The sequence below is a fragment of the Pseudalkalibacillus sp. Hm43 genome (assembly GCF_054170705.1).
Map to the genome: position 1 here is coordinate 3,685,072 of NZ_CM135129.1, position 15,161 is coordinate 3,700,232.

Below are 15,161 nucleotides of genomic sequence, written 5' to 3' on the forward strand. Positions count from 1 at the left end.
TATTCGGAGAGGAACCACATTCAATGAGGTATTTTAAAAACGTACAGGAATTGATTGGTCATACACCGTTGGTGGAGATCGCGAACTTCGATCTTCCTGACGGTGTACGACTTTTTGCTAAATTGGAATTCTATAATCCCGGGGGAAGCATCAAGGACCGCCTCGGAAAAGAGCTGTTGGAAGAAGCTTTTGCAAGTGGCAAGCTGAAGCCTGGCGGAACCGTCATTGAACCGACAGCGGGGAACACGGGAATTGGCCTTGCGTTGGCAGCCGTCAACAAAGGAATCAATGTCATTTTCGTCGTACCGGAAAAGTTCAGTGTCGAAAAGCAAGACTTGATGCGAGCACTCGGAGCGGAAATCGTGAATACTGATACGGAAAAAGGAATGCGCGGAGCGATTGAAAAAGCGAAAGAGCTAGAGCAAACGATTGAGAACGCGCATTATCCTGCTCAGTTCGCTAATGCTGCTAATCCAAATACGTACTACAAAACGTTAGGTCCTGAAATTTGGGAAGCGCTTGATGGCAAAGTCAATGTGTTCTTAGCAGGAGCCGGAACTGGCGGAACCTTCATGGGAACGGCCCGCTATCTGAAAGAGCAGAATCCAGATGTGAAGACAGTCATCGTCGAGCCAGAAGGTTCGATCTTGAACGGTGGAGAACCCGGTCCGCATAAGACGGAAGGCATCGGGATGGAGTTTTTACCAGAATATATGGATCCGTCCTATTTCGATGCAATCCATACTGTTGAAGATGTGGATGCATTCGAACGGGTAAAAGAATTAGCTCTGAAAGAAGGCCTCCTCGTCGGCAGTTCCTCTGGTGCTGCATTACATGCCGCACTCATTGAAGCAAGAAAGGCAGAACCAGGAACCAACATCGTTACGGTCTTTGCAGACAGTAGTGAGCGATACTTAAGTAAGAAGATCTATCAAGGAGGCATGTAGGATGAAGCCAAAAACGAAAATGATTCACGCTGGTATTTTCGGGGATGAGCAGACGGGAGCTGTATCCACACCGATCTATCAGGTGAGTACGTATAAACAAGAAAGTGTCGGAAACTTCAAGGGCTATGAGTATTCCCGTACAGGTAACCCGACGCGTTTCGCTTTGGAAGAATTGATTAAGGACTTGGAAGAAGGGGAAGCTGGTTTCGCCTTCGGTTCGGGAATGGCAGCGATCAACTCGATCATGATGATGTTCAATACAGGAGATCATGTCGTTTTCACGGATGATGTGTATGGTGGTACGTATCGTCTCGTATCCAAAGTGTTGAACCGTCTCGGACTTGAGTCCACGTTCGTAGACACGAGCAACTTGGAAAACATCGAGAATGCAATCCAAGAAAACACGAAAGCGATTTATGTTGAGACACCGACGAATCCGTTGTTGAAGGTGACGGACATTGAGGGTGCTTCGAAAATTGCGAAAGCACGCGACCTATTGTTGATCGTCGATAACACGTTCAACACACCATACTGGCAAACACCGATTACGCACGGTGCGGATATCGTATTACACAGTGCGACGAAATACATCGGAGGACACAGTGATGTTGTCGCTGGTCTCGCTGTTGTGAATTCGAAGGAACTTGCTGAGCAGCTTCACTTTATCCAAAACTCTGCTGGAGCAGTTCTTGGACCACAAGATTCTTGGTTGCTAATCCGTGGAATCAAGACGCTTGGACTCCGTATGGAAGCTACTGAAAGCAACACGAAGCAGATTGCAGAATTCTTAGAAGGTCACCCTGCTGTGACGAAAATCTACTATCCGGGTCTTGAATCGCACCCTGGCCATGAATTGTCAAAACGTCAGGCTGGTGGATTCGGAGGAATGATTTCCTTTGATGTAGGTAGTCAGGAGCGTGCGGACCAAGTGTTGAGCAAGACTCGCTACTTCACTCTTGCGGAAAGCTTGGGAGCGGTTGAGAGTTTGATTTCAGCTCCAGCTCGTATGACACACGCATCGATTCCGAAGGAACGTCGTGACGAACTCGGAATTACTGACGGATTACTTCGTATCTCCGTCGGAATTGAAGATGCGGAAGATCTGATTGAAGACTTGAAGCAAGCTTTAGAAGGATAATTGGATTAAAGGGGCTGTTCCTAAAAGTCATTTTTCCAGACTTTTTGAACAGCCCTTTCTTTGTTTATGAATACTTTTATGAAAAGCTTGGTTGTGCGGACATTTGATACCTTATTTCTTCTAAAATGTCTGGATTTAATGGTTATGCGGACATCTAGTACCTTATTCTTTAAAAAACATCAGAATTAAGTCTATTTTTAAGTAAATAGCGAACTAAATGTCCGAGTGGCATTCAATATAGAACAAAATTACAAAAATAGCGAACTAAATGTCCGTAAGTATTGTTTCTAAGCTACTTTTCCTAACAGAACTATGACCAAATCCATTTAACCAAAATTCGGGATATCCCTATAATCATTCTTCCAGACTTTTGGATCACCCCCTTTTTGGTAACTTAAGGAATTGTCAGAAAATCTCTTATTCTCTCACTCTAGACATGTTAATATGTACAAAGTAAGGGGTGGGGAAATTGTCTAAAGAAATGGTAAAGAATCTACAAGAGAAAATTGCAGATTTCAAACGGTTCAGCTTTGTTCTACTATCATTAAGTGCATTTCTCTACATCGGAAGTATCGTTCCTTTTGAAGGAAAAGAGACAGCAGATCAACTCATGCTACTAAGTGCAAGTTACACATTCTTAGGGGTTACAATCCTTTTTTATCGAAGAATTTCAGTTTGGAAAAAGAAACTGAATACAGATCAATAGATATATATGTAAAAGCTCAGAGCTATGGCTCTGGGCTTTTTTTATATCATTAAAATTACACAGGTCATGAAGCAGGATTTCCAATTCCCCTATCTAAATATATGGGTACGACATACATAAAGGGGTTCATTGAACATGGAATTTTCCCAGTACCTGTTTCAAGATGATCATCCGTTCAAAACGACGATCCGTAATTACACCGAACGCGACTTCGAGCAGTTGATTAAAATCCAAAAAGAGTGCTTCCCACCCCCTTTTCCTTCTGATTTGTGGTGGACAGAAGATCAGCTGTCCAATCATATCCGTCTTTTTCCTGAAGGAGCGATATGTGCGCAAGTCGGGGCGGAGCTTGCGGGCTCTATTACGACGTTGATTGTAAACCATAAAGGTGAAGACCATACATGGGAAGAGATCACTGGAAATGGTTCAATAAGCAATCATGACCCGAACGGCAACGCACTGTATGTGGTCGATATCAGTGTGCGACCTAAATACAGGAAGACGGGGCTGGGGAAACTGTTGATGCAAGCTTTATTCCATCTTGTTGTGGAACTGAAACTGGAGTCCGTCCTCGGCGGCAGTCGCATGCCCGGTTATGAAAAAGTTCAGGATCGACTGTCACCAAATGCGTATTTGGAGAGTATTATGGAAGGTACGCTAAAAGATCCTGTGGTGAGTTTCCTAATGAAAGCCGGACGCACGCCAGTCAAATTGCTACCCAACTATTTAGATGATCCGGAGTCCGCCAATTATGGGGTCTTGATGGAGTGGAAAAACCCATTTTTAGAAAAAAGTAAATAATTTTTCAATTTGCGGTTTACAATTGGATTGCTTATGGGTATACTTTACTCTGCAGGTTAAAATTACTAAAGGAGGTCGAACGAAATGATGATCATGACAAACTGGAAAGCAAACAACGCACAACCCAATATGAAAAGTAGTTCGACCAGTGAAACGAACGATTTTTAAACATTGAACTTTGTTAAAATCGCCACAGGTCGACGACTGCCTGTGGCTTCTTTATGCCTATAAAAGACAGTAGACCATTTCTGTCTTCATGCCGACCTACGCCACAGGGAGTTATTCCTGTGGCGTTTTTATATGAATGAATTCTGAAAGGAGGCTGAACAACATGTGGAAGAAGATTAAAAAACAAAAACGTTGGCACAAGCGGGGGCTAAACCCAGATTAATCGATTCATAGAAAGGAGGGATTCCGCTATGATGCCGGTGCATTTATTCATTTTAACCATTATTAAAAACATGAAAAGTGAAATGACGTATGAAGAGAACCAGAAACGTCAAGAAGTCGAAGAGTTCTACAGTCAGAACCGTGACAAAGCCTTTTATTACATGTCTCACATGTAAAAACGATAGAGGAGGATGAAGAAAATGAGGAGAGGAAAAGTATTTCTAGATTGGATTGTAACGGAGAAAGATACCACCTGAAAGGAAATTGTTAGCCAAAGGAGTGATAGAGTATGATGCCATTTCAATTATTTATTTTGACGATTATCAAAAAAGTACGTACGCATGAAGTCGATCCGAATATATTGGAACACCAAGCACGCGTTCAGTCGATGATGGACGCTGCACACGATAAGTCCAACACCTTCATGAATATGTAATGAAAAAGAGCAAGCGGGGGACGCCACCGCTTGCTCTTACTATTTTTAAAATAAATTAGTACAGACACAACCAAGCCCAACCCATCATAGGTATAAGTATGTGTGATAGCTGCCTATGGAGGTGAGGGTGTGTCCAGCATCATCGCAGCACTCGCTTATTTCTTCAAAGAAGTCATGTTCTTCGTCTCATATGTGAAGAACAATGCGTTTCCACAGCCATTGTCACCTAAAGAAGAAGCGAAATATCTTAAAGAGATGGCGGAGGGTAGTGAAGAAGCACGCAATCGTCTGATTGAACACAATTTAAGGTTAGTTGCACATATTTGCAAAAAGTTCGAAAACACAGGTGAAGACACGGAAGACTTGATTTCAATCGGTACCATCGGGCTGATCAAAGCGATCGAGAGCTATTCCAGAGGGAAAGGAACGAAGCTTGCAACCTACGCTGCCCGTTGTATTGAAAACGAAATCCTCATGCATTTGAGAGCCATCAAGAAAACGAAAAAGGATGTCTCCTTACACGACCCGATCGGAACGGATAAAGAGGGCAATGAAATCACCCTAATCGATGTCTTGAAAGCGGACTTGGATGACATTGTCGACACGATCCAGCTCAAGATGGAAAAGAAACAGATCTACGAGCACATTCATATTTTGGATGATCGCGAGAAAGAAGTCATCGTCGGGCGCTTCGGACTCGACATGGAAAAAGAACGGACTCAACGAGAGATCGCAAAAGACCTGGGAATCTCAAGAAGCTATGTCTCTCGTATAGAAAAGCGCGCTTTAATGAAATTGTTCCATGAGTTTTATAGACAGCGGAATGACAAAGAAAAAGGATCGTGAAAAGAGAACAGCCCATGGTGCCTACACCAGGGCTGTTCTTTGTTAGTCAACCGGTAACCTTACCCAAAGAAATATTCATGGTTTACAAATGGAAGAGGAATCTTTATACTATTCCTATAACAAATCGTAATCATTACGGTTTGTATTTTTTCTATATTAAATCGTAACCATTTCGATTTATAAGAAACAATTAGAAAAGGAGCATATACAGTTATGGCTAAAAAGTCCAAAGTTGCGAAAGAGCGTAAACGACAAGAGATGGTTGAGCACTATGCTGAAATCCGGAGAAAATTGAAAGAGGAAGGGGATTACGAGGCACTGCGGAAACTCCCCCGAGATTCTTCCCCGACACGTTTGAAAAATCGATGTGAAGTAACAGGAAGGCCTAGAGGTTATTTAAGAAAATTCAAAATGTCTCGTATTGCGTTTAGAGAATTTGCCCATAAAGGACAGATTCCTGGTGTTAAAAAATCAAGCTGGTAATACATTTTAAAGGAGAATTGCAATGAAGGAATGGGTGATTGTCGGAGGTGGCGTGCATGGGTGTACAATTGCTACTTATTTATTGAAAAACAAAGATATGAAACCTTCAGATATACAAATCATTGATCCTTATCAAAAACCTATGCAGAGTTGGAGAAAGTTGACTTCACGCATTGGCATGGACTACCTCCGCTCTCCTGTCGTTCATCATATCGATCCATATCCCTTCAGCCTCGAAAAGTTTGCTAAAGGTACATCTTCACTTGATGTTTTCTATGGCTACTATTCAAAACCAAAACTAAGTTTATTTAACGCACATTGTAAACATATTTTCGATGAAGTTAAATTGGAGACATGTTGGAAAGTCGGTTTTGTTAAGGATTTGATACAACAAGAAGATCACTGGATTGTTATTACGACTGATGGAGATGAGATTCCTTCCAAAAAGGTCGTTTTAGCAATGGGGGTCAATAATCGCCCATATTACCCAGATTGGGCAAAAGTAAGGTCTGAGAAAGTGTTTCATATCTTTGATTGTGATCTGCCTTCATTCAAGGGTGTAACTTTACCGGTCGTTATTATTGGAGGTGGTATCACGGCATCCCATTTAACGAATAAAATTTGCAAAGACACCGAGCTACCGGTGATTCAGATAAAGCGACATCCTACCCGTGTTCATGAGTTTGACAGTGATCCGGGATGGATAGGTCCTAAAAATTTAAACACATACAGTAAGGTGAAAGATTTTAACGAACGTAGAAGGATCATTACCGATGCGAGGTACAGAGGATCTACAACGAAATCGCTCTATCGCAGACAAAAACACCTCGAACAAAAGAAGAGATTGAACGTGATCACAAGTGAAGTATCAAACTGTTGGATTGATGAAGATATTCATTTACTTTTGAAGGATGGTTCCCAGATTGACGCCTCATATGTCATTTTAGCTACTGGAGTTGAGGGTGTTTTACCTGGGAAGGAATGGCTAGAGCGAACGATAAAACGGTATGATCTTAAATGTGCAGAATGTGGTTTTCCAATCATAACGCATCACTTGGAATGGGACAAAGGTCTCCATGTAGCAGGTGCGTTGGCTGAACTGGAAATTGGACCCGTGTCCAGGAACATTTCCGGTGCAAGAAAAATCGCTGAACGAATATCAGCAATGTAAAGTAAAGGAGAGATCATAATGAAAAAAGGAATACATCCAGAATATCGGCAAGTAGTTTTTATGGATACGAATAGCGGATACAAATTCATGTCAGGGTCGACGAAGACCTCTAATGAAATAATCGAATGGGAGGATGGAAACGCTTATCCATTAATTAAAGTGGATGTGAGTTCGGATACACATCCTTTTTATACAGGTAGACAGAAGTTTGCGGACAGTGGTGGACGCGCTGAGCGTTTCTTGAAGAAATACAATATGGATAAAAAAGATTAAGAAAATCGAGGAGAGAGCAGAATGAATGATTATTTGTCTGAAATGCTCATAAGAGAAATTGTTAAATCTCTTCCTGAACAAAAAAGAAAGGTGTATGAATACATCGTAGATAAGGAAGAGTATCTAGCACAGCAATCCGTTACTTCAGCAGAGTTCATCGACAAATTGCAAATGCATTCACCTTATCGTCAGGCAGCAAAGCATTTCAGACAGCCCATTCGGGAAATTGATCGCCTGATGAAGGACATCGAAAAGACGATTGATGCCGAACTTCATATAAAGTTAAATGAATTACAATGGTTGGACTGCACAGACCTAGTTAGCAAGAACTCTGAGCGGAAAGCAGCTTTTTTATTATCTTGGAACCCGTTAAAGATAAACAAAAGTAATATTGGTTGAAGATCGTCAACTTCCCGAGTAAGGCTCTAAGGGAAAACCATTCGACAAGAAAAAGGATCTTAAATGTAAAACAGCTCACGGCCTGGATAGGCTGGAGCTGTTTTATTTTTGCGCAATGGAGGGTATGGAGTTAGAGATTAGAAAGGAGCTTGCCGATGCTGCAATCCAAAATGTTCAGAAGTTTGATTTGGGTTCTGTTAATCTTTGTCATCATTTGGGTCGGAACCCAAATTTCCTTCTTATTCAGACCCATCGGAATATTAATTACTACATTGTTTTTTCCAATCGTTGTATCAGGTGTATTCTTTTATTTATTCCGTCCGATTGTACATTTGATCCAAAGGTTTAATGTTCCGAAGATCTTTAGCATCCTCCTTGTTTATGTTATTTTTGGCGGTCTCATAACGGGTGTTGTATGGGCGTTTGGACCCGTTCTCCAAGAACAAGTGAAAAGTTTGATTGAGGGAGCTCCAGAGCTTGCAGAGAAATTCAAAGATAAAATGGGAGAATGGAAGCAAAACCCGGTTGTGGCACGTGTGATGGAGAGTGGTGTGTTGAACGATGGTAAGTTGACAGAACGCATTTCGAGTTCAGTAGGGAATCTTACTTCATCAGTTGGAAATCATATCGTATCTTTTCTAAGTGTCTTAACCAACATTATCGTCATTCTGATTCTTTTACCATTTATTCTGTTCTATATGTTAAAAGATGGCCATAAACTTCCTGGATCCATCCTCCGTTTTCTACCTGAAAAGCACCGGGATGAAGGAAAAAGTATACTAGATGATATGGATAAAGCTTTAAGTGGATTCATCCAAGGTCAATTGATTGTAAGTTTGTTCATCGGAACGTTCGTCTATATCTGGTATCTGATCATTGACCTGGAGTATGCGCTCGTTCTTGCTTTGATTGCTTTATTCCTGAATGTCGTACCATTTGTTGGACCGATTATTGGCACTGCGCCAGGAGTTATTGTAGGACTACTACAATCTCCGATGACAGCACTTTATGTAATTCTCGGCGTAATCGTCATTCAACAGATTGAAAGCAATTTGATCTCTCCTCAGGTGATGGGGAAAAGGTTAAGTATGCATCCACTGACTGTCATTCTACTATTGTTGGTAGCTAGCAGTATTGCAGGTGTTCTAGGTTTGATCCTTGCCATTCCAACCTATGCGATCGGTAAGGTACTCGTCATCCATACGAGACGATTGATCCGATTACACAGGAATGAGATATCTTAAGCATAAAAAACTCAAAAGGCAGTTAGCCTTTTGAGTTTTGTGATTCATCCTACTTATGGAATGGGGAGGATACCTGCATAGTCTGTATAGTAGCCTGCTGCAGGATAAGCGGGTATGTCGTTCCAATGTTCAGGATCGACATCTTTGATCTCATTTGTAGCAATACCTGTAAGCAAAGCTTTCAATGCAATGTAGTTTTGTTTCGTTAAATAGCCATTCGATTTTTGTCCGAGGTTTCCTTCTCTTGTATTGCCCTTCGTTTCAAAGAAGATAGCAGGGTTACTGTGACCATCTGGATTCAAGTTATCATAGTTCAAGCCTAGCATCATGGCAGAGACGACCCCGCCTTTAATGTCGATGTAATATTTCGTATCTCCACCGACTTGGTATTGGTCGATATGTGTGTAGCCATAGTGATTGAGTTGATCATATACATACGCTTGCATCTGCTTCGTAACTGTATTGTAGTATCCATCTTGGAGTCCAGGTAACGTAGGACCATCAGGTGCTAAAGAGATCCCTAAAGAAAAGCTGGTAGATTCATCGGTCCCGTACACCGTTTTGAACCCTTGATGGTGCAGATCAACTGCATAATCCGGCTTTACATCCGCCCAGTAAGCATAAACAACTTCAGATTCCTTCGCTTTAAAACCATCCAATGCCCAATCACGATTTAAATCGATGTATGTGGATTCTTCCTCATCCGAAAGCTTTGTCCCACGGGTATTCATGACGCTTCCATCAGGATTATAGATCGGAATGACATACAAGGTAAGCTCATTCAATAATGTTTCTACGTCTTTATGACCAGAGCTTACCAACGTTTTTAAAAGTTGCATGACCGCTTCTGTCGTCAGTTTCTCATCTCCATGGATTTGGGCTTGAATCCATATATCCTTTTCACCTTGACCGATTTTTGCACTGTAGATGCTACGGCCTTGTTCTGTTTTTCCATAATCGTCAAGAGTACGAACTTCCATTTTTCCTTTACTTTGTTTTTCCAAGTGGTGTAATTGATCGACCATTTCTTCATAGGTCATGATACTGTTGATGTTATCATTGCCATTGGTTGATGGACCTCCTGGTTTCGAGTGGTCCGAGGCATAGGCGCTACCAACTCCTGTAAGCAAAGCCACAATCGAAAATACTGTGATGAATTTTATCCATTTATACATAAAAAGCCTCCTCAATTATTCGCTTTTCCAACCACTTTCGGGAAGTGTGTCCCAAAAAGAAGTATCTGCTTTTTCAATCGAACCGTCAGCTATGGCTTCAATTGCTGCTTCCATTGCTACGACAGCTTGCTGGATGAGATATCCGTTACTTTTTTGTCCAAGTACATAAGGCTCATAATAATGATCAGCCATCCCTCTCATTTCCATCAATAGAGTTGAAATGCCGTACTCCATCGCGATTCCGTTCCGACCGATTGTCGGAGCGGTTCCACCTCTATACTTCGACAAAGTCCCATATCCTTTTGCTTCAACGGCTTCATAAACGACTGAACCTAGCTGCATGGAAGCTTCAACAACTTCTGGATCCACTTCAGGATTCGTTGGATACAAGATAGACCCTGATACAAGTTCATCACTGTCGCCTAGGGTAGTTTGTGTACCTTGATGATGCAGATCAATCATATATTCCGGTTGATACTTTTGGAGAACATTTTCATGGAATGATTGAGTTTCAGGCTGCTCTTTTGCCACATGGTCACGGTTCAAGTCCACTTCATTTGCGTTATAGCGTGTATGCGTTCCAGCTACATAGTCGTCTAGTGAAAAGTTGACATCCCCTTCAGCACCATCTACGTTCAAACGAGGAGCTACAAGGACGTTCACATTTTGAAGCATCTCTTTCACATTCTTGCTGCTAGAAGCTAACTGTTGGATCAGCTTTAGTGCGCCTTCCGTTGTAAGGGTTTCATTACCATGTTGTTGTGTAAGGAAAAGAATGGTCGGATTTTCAGGGTTACTTATGAACTTGGCCAGAAATAGATCCCTTTCTTTAACGGATTGGCCATATACTTCTAAAGTCAGTGCTTCAGATTTTTTATCTTGCTTGTGCAAGAAATCGACCATTTCTTCATAATTGTGCAGTCTTTCATTCATAATGGTTTCATTACCATTATAGTTCGGACCTTCTCCTGTAGCATTTGCATCTCCCATCGGTACGCTGAAAATCATTCCAGTACTAAGTACGACACTTGATACGATTGACCACTTTTTCTTCATCATCCTACTCCTTTCGGGAATCGAAATATATTTACACCTTTCTGCTCGTTCCGACATTTTTCCTTTTAATAATGGATAAACAGGCTAGAGGGGCTAATGTATCGACATAAAACATCAAATTACTATCTTGGTAGGAGACTACAGAACTAGTCTTTTATATTCAGAAATACGCTACAAAAAAAAGACCCGTCAAGTAGACGAGTCTTCTTCTTTCCCTCCATCAATTCTTCAATTGCTCAAGCTCATTGTGTGCGAAATTCATCAATTTTTCGACTATTTCTTCAGAGAAGTCAAATCGAATGCCAGCGGCTTCATACACTTCAGGAAGAGATTTTGAGCTTCCTAAAGAAAGTGCTTGTTTATAATTTGCTAGTGTCTGATCATGGTTTTCTTTGAACTGCATGTAGAGTTGTACAGCTCCGAGTTGGGCAATCGCGTATTCAATAAAGTAGAAAGGCACTTCGAAAATATGAAGAACAATGAACCAATTCAGTTCTTTCCATTTTTCGCGTCCGTTCCAATTTACGACCCCACTGCTGAACTCGTTGGAAAGCTCCACGTATCTTTCTTGGCGTTGTTCTACAGTATGGTTTGGATTCTCATAAAGCCAGTGTTGGAATTGATCAATGACCATGACACTCTGCAGCATGCCGATTACATCTTCCCACTGTTTCTTTTGGGCGCGGATGAAATCCTCTTGATTCGGATAATATTCTTTCCAGTCGCGCAACGTGAACAATTCCATGCTCATGCTTGCCAGTTCTGCTGATTCCATGGGGATTTCACGATACTTCCCTAATCGAATATCCCGTTTCATACGGTCATGGATGCAATGGCCCATTTCATGTACGAGGGTAATCAGGTCACTGTGAGCTTTGGCTGCGTTCATGAAGATGAAGGACATTCTGGAAACAGGTAAGTATTCACAAAAACCACCCTGGGCCTTGCCTTTCCGGCTTTCCAGATCTAGCTTCCCTTGCTCATCCATTTCCTTTAAAAGCATTGAAAATTCCGGGTCCAGCTTATTTAAGATTCCTGATGTTTTTTCCAAGAAGGTATCCATCTCTTCATAAGGCTTAAGGGGCTCTAAACCAGAAGCTTCAGCATGCTGATCCCAAGGGAAGTAGTCATCCAAACCGAGTTCGTTTTTGTGTTGCTGTTGAATTTGCCTGTTAAGCGGGACAGCGTGCTTTGCAACAGCATCGGCTAATTGTTTGCAATCCGCTGGACCATAGTCAAAGCGCTCATACTTCGCAAACATATAATCTCTGAAATTGGCGAACCCGACGTTCTTCGCCTTTTGATCTCTCAGTTGGATGAGTTCAGTGAGAATAGGCTGTAGATCGTCAGCCATAGACTCGAACTTTTCATACATAAGGGTCATCGATTGTTGCCGTTTATCACGATCGTGGCTTTTGAAAACCTGGCGTAATTCGCTGAAGGTCAGTTCTTTCCCTTCCCACGGATAAGTGAGTCCACCCATTAACTCAAAGTATTTGTTGACGAGATGATCTTCCTTCACTTCAATTTCAATATTCTCTTCACTATACAACTTCATCGCAAGCTCTTTGCTCTTGATGAAGCGGCCATAATAAGCTTGATCGAGTTGATGTCGAAATGGAGTCTGCATGAACTTCTCATCAAGCTTAAACTTATATCGTTTCATCAGTGGCTTTACTTTTTCCTGATCATGTTCCACGGCTTTTTTCTTATCCTCGTCATTACTATAGCATTGAAAATCTATATAATGTCCCAACGTACTTTCTTCAACCATGTCATACAGCTCTGTCTGGGCAAGGAGCCATTTTTCCAATTCCTCAACAGAGTCAATCGAGGTATTCAATAATTTCTTCAATTCCACTTCCAATACATTCAGATCATTTACCTTTTCCATGTACACAGTCATTTTTCGTCCTCCTCCAATGGTTCTATGACATTAATTCCACTTTGGTAATTAAATCCCTTTTTTGCTAGTGGAAATCCGTCTGTAGTCTGAGGAGAATTAAATGTTAAACATAATCTCTCAGTGTGCCAAAGTAGAAAGTCTGATTGTATTCCGGATAGGTGGAGTTGAACTGGATATAGATGGGTGCATCAAGAAGGTACGGGTGATTGGAAAGAAACGGCTGGTCTCCATATAGCATGCCTTTTAATGCTGTACCCATCTCTTTTCGGAAGATGTTGAACCGCCGTTCTGTCACTTCTTTGCTGAATTCTCCACCATCTACATAAACCTCACCGAATAAATGGTAGCGGCCATATCTGTCCCTTCTCCATTCAGCAATGACTTCATCGCGCATCTGTTGATCGATACTTTCCAGATCAATCCTACAACCAACTGATAAAAACAATTCTCCAGTGATATCAGAATGAGTCAGTGTGTATTTCCTTCCTACAACAGGGTAGTTGGGATTAGCGGGAGGTAAGAATTTCGTACTTACTTTGTTTGGGTCAAAAGTGGACATAACTTCCCTCCTCATCGGTAAAAGATAGGGGTAACGTTTTACACAATGTATTACGAATCCACATTTGTTATGTTGGTGAAGTGAAATGAATGTACTCAGAGGAAATGGAGCAGTAGTTGGAGAAACTGTCTAGAGAAGTCATTGAGGAGGTTACATATGAACATTTTATGGGATTTTGATGGAACGATGGTGGACAGCTATCGTTTGTTCGTCAAGCTATTTAAAAAGATGCTAGATGACGATACAACAGAAGAGGAGATCCTCAGTCACATGAAAGTATCATTTAGACACGCGTTCAACCACTTCGGTGTGACGGATGAACAAAAGAAATACTTCCAAGCGATGGAGCGGGAATTGGAGCCTGCAGAGTTTGAGCTATTTGAAAGTCTGGAAGATGTACTGAAGCTCGCTGAACATAATTTTGTCGTTACCCATAACTCCAGAGAAGTCGTGAGAAGAGTCTTGGAACATCATCAGTTGGACCACTATTTTACAAAGATCATCGGGTGGGAGGATGAATTCCCGAGAAAACCAGATGCGACTGCCTACAAACATATTTTAAAAGAACATTCGATTGACCTTGTGGTCGGTGATCGAGAGCTGGATCTGCTCCCTGCGAAAGAATTAGGAATTCCAGCTTGCAGCTTCCAGGACCCTGACATCCCAGGAATGGATTATTATGTGGATTCCTATTCTGAATTGTATGACCTAATCAAGAAAAAACACTAGGATGATTTAACAACCGAAAACAACGTACATATTTCAGACCTGGGCATAAGATAACGATAGAATGCACAGGAAAGGAAGGTAGAGTATGTACAGAGATCCTCAACCAGTCGCCGATGCTTTACTTGCCGGAATAAAAAGAGAAGCATCTGCTATCCAATTTTACAGCCGATTAGCGCAGTCGGCACCGGATCAAAGGCACCAATATGAAATCCTTCAAACACTACAAAATAAAAAAGTGCAGTTGAAACAATTTACCGAATACTATAGAGGGCTTACAGGTACTCAGCCAGAGTACGAAATAAAAGAAGTCCCTTTTCAAAACTATGCGGAAGGTCTTCAGAGAGCCTATCAATCCGAAATTGAAGGATTCCATGAATATCAAAAAAACTGCTACTCAACCCAGCAACCTGTTTTCTTCCAAGCGATGAACTCTGAACGGATGAATGCCGCTCGATTCAAGTTTTTAACGAAATATTTCCCCTATCGGTTGAAAGATTATGGGGGAGAGCCTTTTGTCATTGATATTGAAAAGGCTACCTTACAGAATGATAATTTCCGTACAGCCTTATGGACAGGAGATAACCTACAGCTGACTTTAATGAGTATTGGTGTGGGAGAGGATATAGGCTTAGAAATACATCCTGAATTGGATCAATTCATCCGTCTCGAACAAGGTCAAGGCTTCGTCCAAATGGGAGATGACCCCAATAATTTGGATTATGAAGCAGAAGTATTTGATGATTATGCCATCTTCATACCTGCTGGTAAATGGCACAATGTGACCAATACCGGTAAAGAGCCAATGAAGCTCTATGCCATCTATGCACCACCAGAGCATCCATTTGGAACGGTGCATAAGACGAAAAAGGATGCGCTGGAAGCAGAAGGCACTTATTGATTGC

The 15,161-nt window shown here is 41.6% G+C and carries 18 protein-coding genes; 14 read left to right on the forward strand and 4 right to left on the reverse strand.

The window, feature by feature from the left end:
* Window positions 1–23 precede the first annotated feature (23 nt).
* The 12 genes from ACXQIQ_RS19085 (at window position 24) to ACXQIQ_RS19140 (ending at window position 8,834) form a co-directional block, all read left to right on the forward strand.
* A complete protein-coding gene (locus tag ACXQIQ_RS19085; protein WP_439300810.1) occupies window positions 24–947 on the forward strand; it encodes a PLP-dependent cysteine synthase family protein in 924 nt (307 codons plus the stop codon).
* Between the two features lies 1 nt (window position 948).
* A complete protein-coding gene (locus ACXQIQ_RS19090; RefSeq protein WP_439300809.1) occupies window positions 949–2,085 on the forward strand; it encodes a bifunctional cystathionine gamma-lyase/homocysteine desulfhydrase in 1,137 nt (378 codons plus the stop codon).
* Window positions 2,086–2,554: 469 nt separating this feature from the next.
* The gene (locus ACXQIQ_RS19095) at window positions 2,555–2,791 is read left to right on the forward strand and encodes a YrhC family protein (RefSeq protein WP_439300808.1); all 237 of its coding nucleotides are present in this window, start codon (window positions 2,555–2,557) and stop codon (window positions 2,789–2,791) included.
* A gap of 135 nt (window positions 2,792–2,926) precedes the next feature.
* Window positions 2,927–3,592, forward strand: a complete 666-nt coding sequence (locus ACXQIQ_RS19100) for a GNAT family N-acetyltransferase (RefSeq protein ID WP_439300807.1) — start codon at window positions 2,927–2,929, stop codon at window positions 3,590–3,592.
* A 419-nt stretch (window positions 3,593–4,011) separates the two neighbouring features.
* Complete coding sequence (locus ACXQIQ_RS19105) at window positions 4,012–4,158, forward strand: hypothetical protein (protein ID WP_439300806.1); 147 nt, start codon at window positions 4,012–4,014, stop codon at window positions 4,156–4,158.
* Between the two features lie 113 nt (window positions 4,159–4,271).
* Complete coding sequence (locus tag ACXQIQ_RS19110; protein ID WP_439300805.1) at window positions 4,272–4,418, forward strand: hypothetical protein; 147 nt, start codon at window positions 4,272–4,274, stop codon at window positions 4,416–4,418.
* Window positions 4,419–4,547: 129 nt separating this feature from the next.
* Window positions 4,548–5,264, forward strand: a complete 717-nt coding sequence (gene sigK, locus ACXQIQ_RS19115; RefSeq protein ID WP_226546564.1) for an RNA polymerase sporulation sigma factor SigK — start codon at window positions 4,548–4,550, stop codon at window positions 5,262–5,264.
* Between the two features lie 213 nt (window positions 5,265–5,477).
* Window positions 5,478–5,747 carry a 30S ribosomal protein S14 gene (gene rpsN / locus ACXQIQ_RS19120; RefSeq protein ID WP_439300804.1) on the forward strand — a complete coding sequence of 90 codons (270 nt, stop codon included), beginning with the start codon at window positions 5,478–5,480 and terminating at the stop codon, window positions 5,745–5,747.
* 22 nt (window positions 5,748–5,769) lie between these two features.
* The gene (locus ACXQIQ_RS19125) at window positions 5,770–6,918 is read left to right on the forward strand and encodes an FAD/NAD(P)-binding protein (protein WP_439300803.1); all 1,149 of its coding nucleotides are present in this window, start codon (window positions 5,770–5,772) and stop codon (window positions 6,916–6,918) included.
* 18 nt (window positions 6,919–6,936) lie between these two features.
* A complete protein-coding gene (locus ACXQIQ_RS19130; protein WP_439300802.1) occupies window positions 6,937–7,191 on the forward strand; it encodes a type B 50S ribosomal protein L31 in 255 nt (84 codons plus the stop codon).
* Window positions 7,192–7,212: 21 nt separating this feature from the next.
* Window positions 7,213–7,590: a hypothetical protein gene (locus ACXQIQ_RS19135; RefSeq protein ID WP_439300801.1), complete on the forward strand. Its 378-nt coding sequence runs from the start codon at window positions 7,213–7,215 to the stop codon at window positions 7,588–7,590.
* A gap of 155 nt (window positions 7,591–7,745) precedes the next feature.
* Window positions 7,746–8,834 carry an AI-2E family transporter gene (locus tag ACXQIQ_RS19140; protein WP_439300800.1) on the forward strand — a complete coding sequence of 363 codons (1,089 nt, stop codon included), beginning with the start codon at window positions 7,746–7,748 and terminating at the stop codon, window positions 8,832–8,834.
* 53 nt (window positions 8,835–8,887) lie between these two features.
* On the opposite strand, the gene ACXQIQ_RS19145 is transcribed toward ACXQIQ_RS19140, so the two are convergent.
* From ACXQIQ_RS19145 to ACXQIQ_RS19160, 4 genes are all read right to left on the reverse strand, one after another.
* Window positions 8,888–10,009 (reverse strand): M14 family zinc carboxypeptidase, encoded by a 1,122-nt coding sequence (locus ACXQIQ_RS19145; RefSeq protein ID WP_439300799.1) that lies wholly within the window; start codon window positions 10,007–10,009, stop codon window positions 8,888–8,890.
* A 15-nt stretch (window positions 10,010–10,024) separates the two neighbouring features.
* The gene (locus ACXQIQ_RS19150) at window positions 10,025–11,065 is read right to left on the reverse strand and encodes a M14 family metallopeptidase (RefSeq protein WP_439300798.1); all 1,041 of its coding nucleotides are present in this window, start codon (window positions 11,063–11,065) and stop codon (window positions 10,025–10,027) included.
* A 220-nt stretch (window positions 11,066–11,285) separates the two neighbouring features.
* On the reverse strand, window positions 11,286–12,971 hold the full coding sequence (locus tag ACXQIQ_RS19155) for a M3 family oligoendopeptidase (protein WP_439300797.1): 1,686 nt from the start codon (window positions 12,969–12,971) through the stop codon (window positions 11,286–11,288).
* 103 nt (window positions 12,972–13,074) lie between these two features.
* Complete coding sequence (locus ACXQIQ_RS19160; protein WP_439300796.1) at window positions 13,075–13,530, reverse strand: staygreen family protein; 456 nt, start codon at window positions 13,528–13,530, stop codon at window positions 13,075–13,077.
* 156 nt (window positions 13,531–13,686) lie between these two features.
* On the opposite strand from ACXQIQ_RS19160, the gene ACXQIQ_RS19165 reads away from it, so the two are divergent.
* Window positions 13,687–14,259 (forward strand): HAD family hydrolase, encoded by a 573-nt coding sequence (locus ACXQIQ_RS19165; RefSeq protein WP_439300795.1) that lies wholly within the window; start codon window positions 13,687–13,689, stop codon window positions 14,257–14,259.
* 85 nt (window positions 14,260–14,344) lie between these two features.
* Window positions 14,345–15,157: a cupin domain-containing protein gene (locus ACXQIQ_RS19170; protein ID WP_439300794.1), complete on the forward strand. Its 813-nt coding sequence runs from the start codon at window positions 14,345–14,347 to the stop codon at window positions 15,155–15,157.
* The last annotated feature ends 4 nt before the right edge of the window (window positions 15,158–15,161 follow it).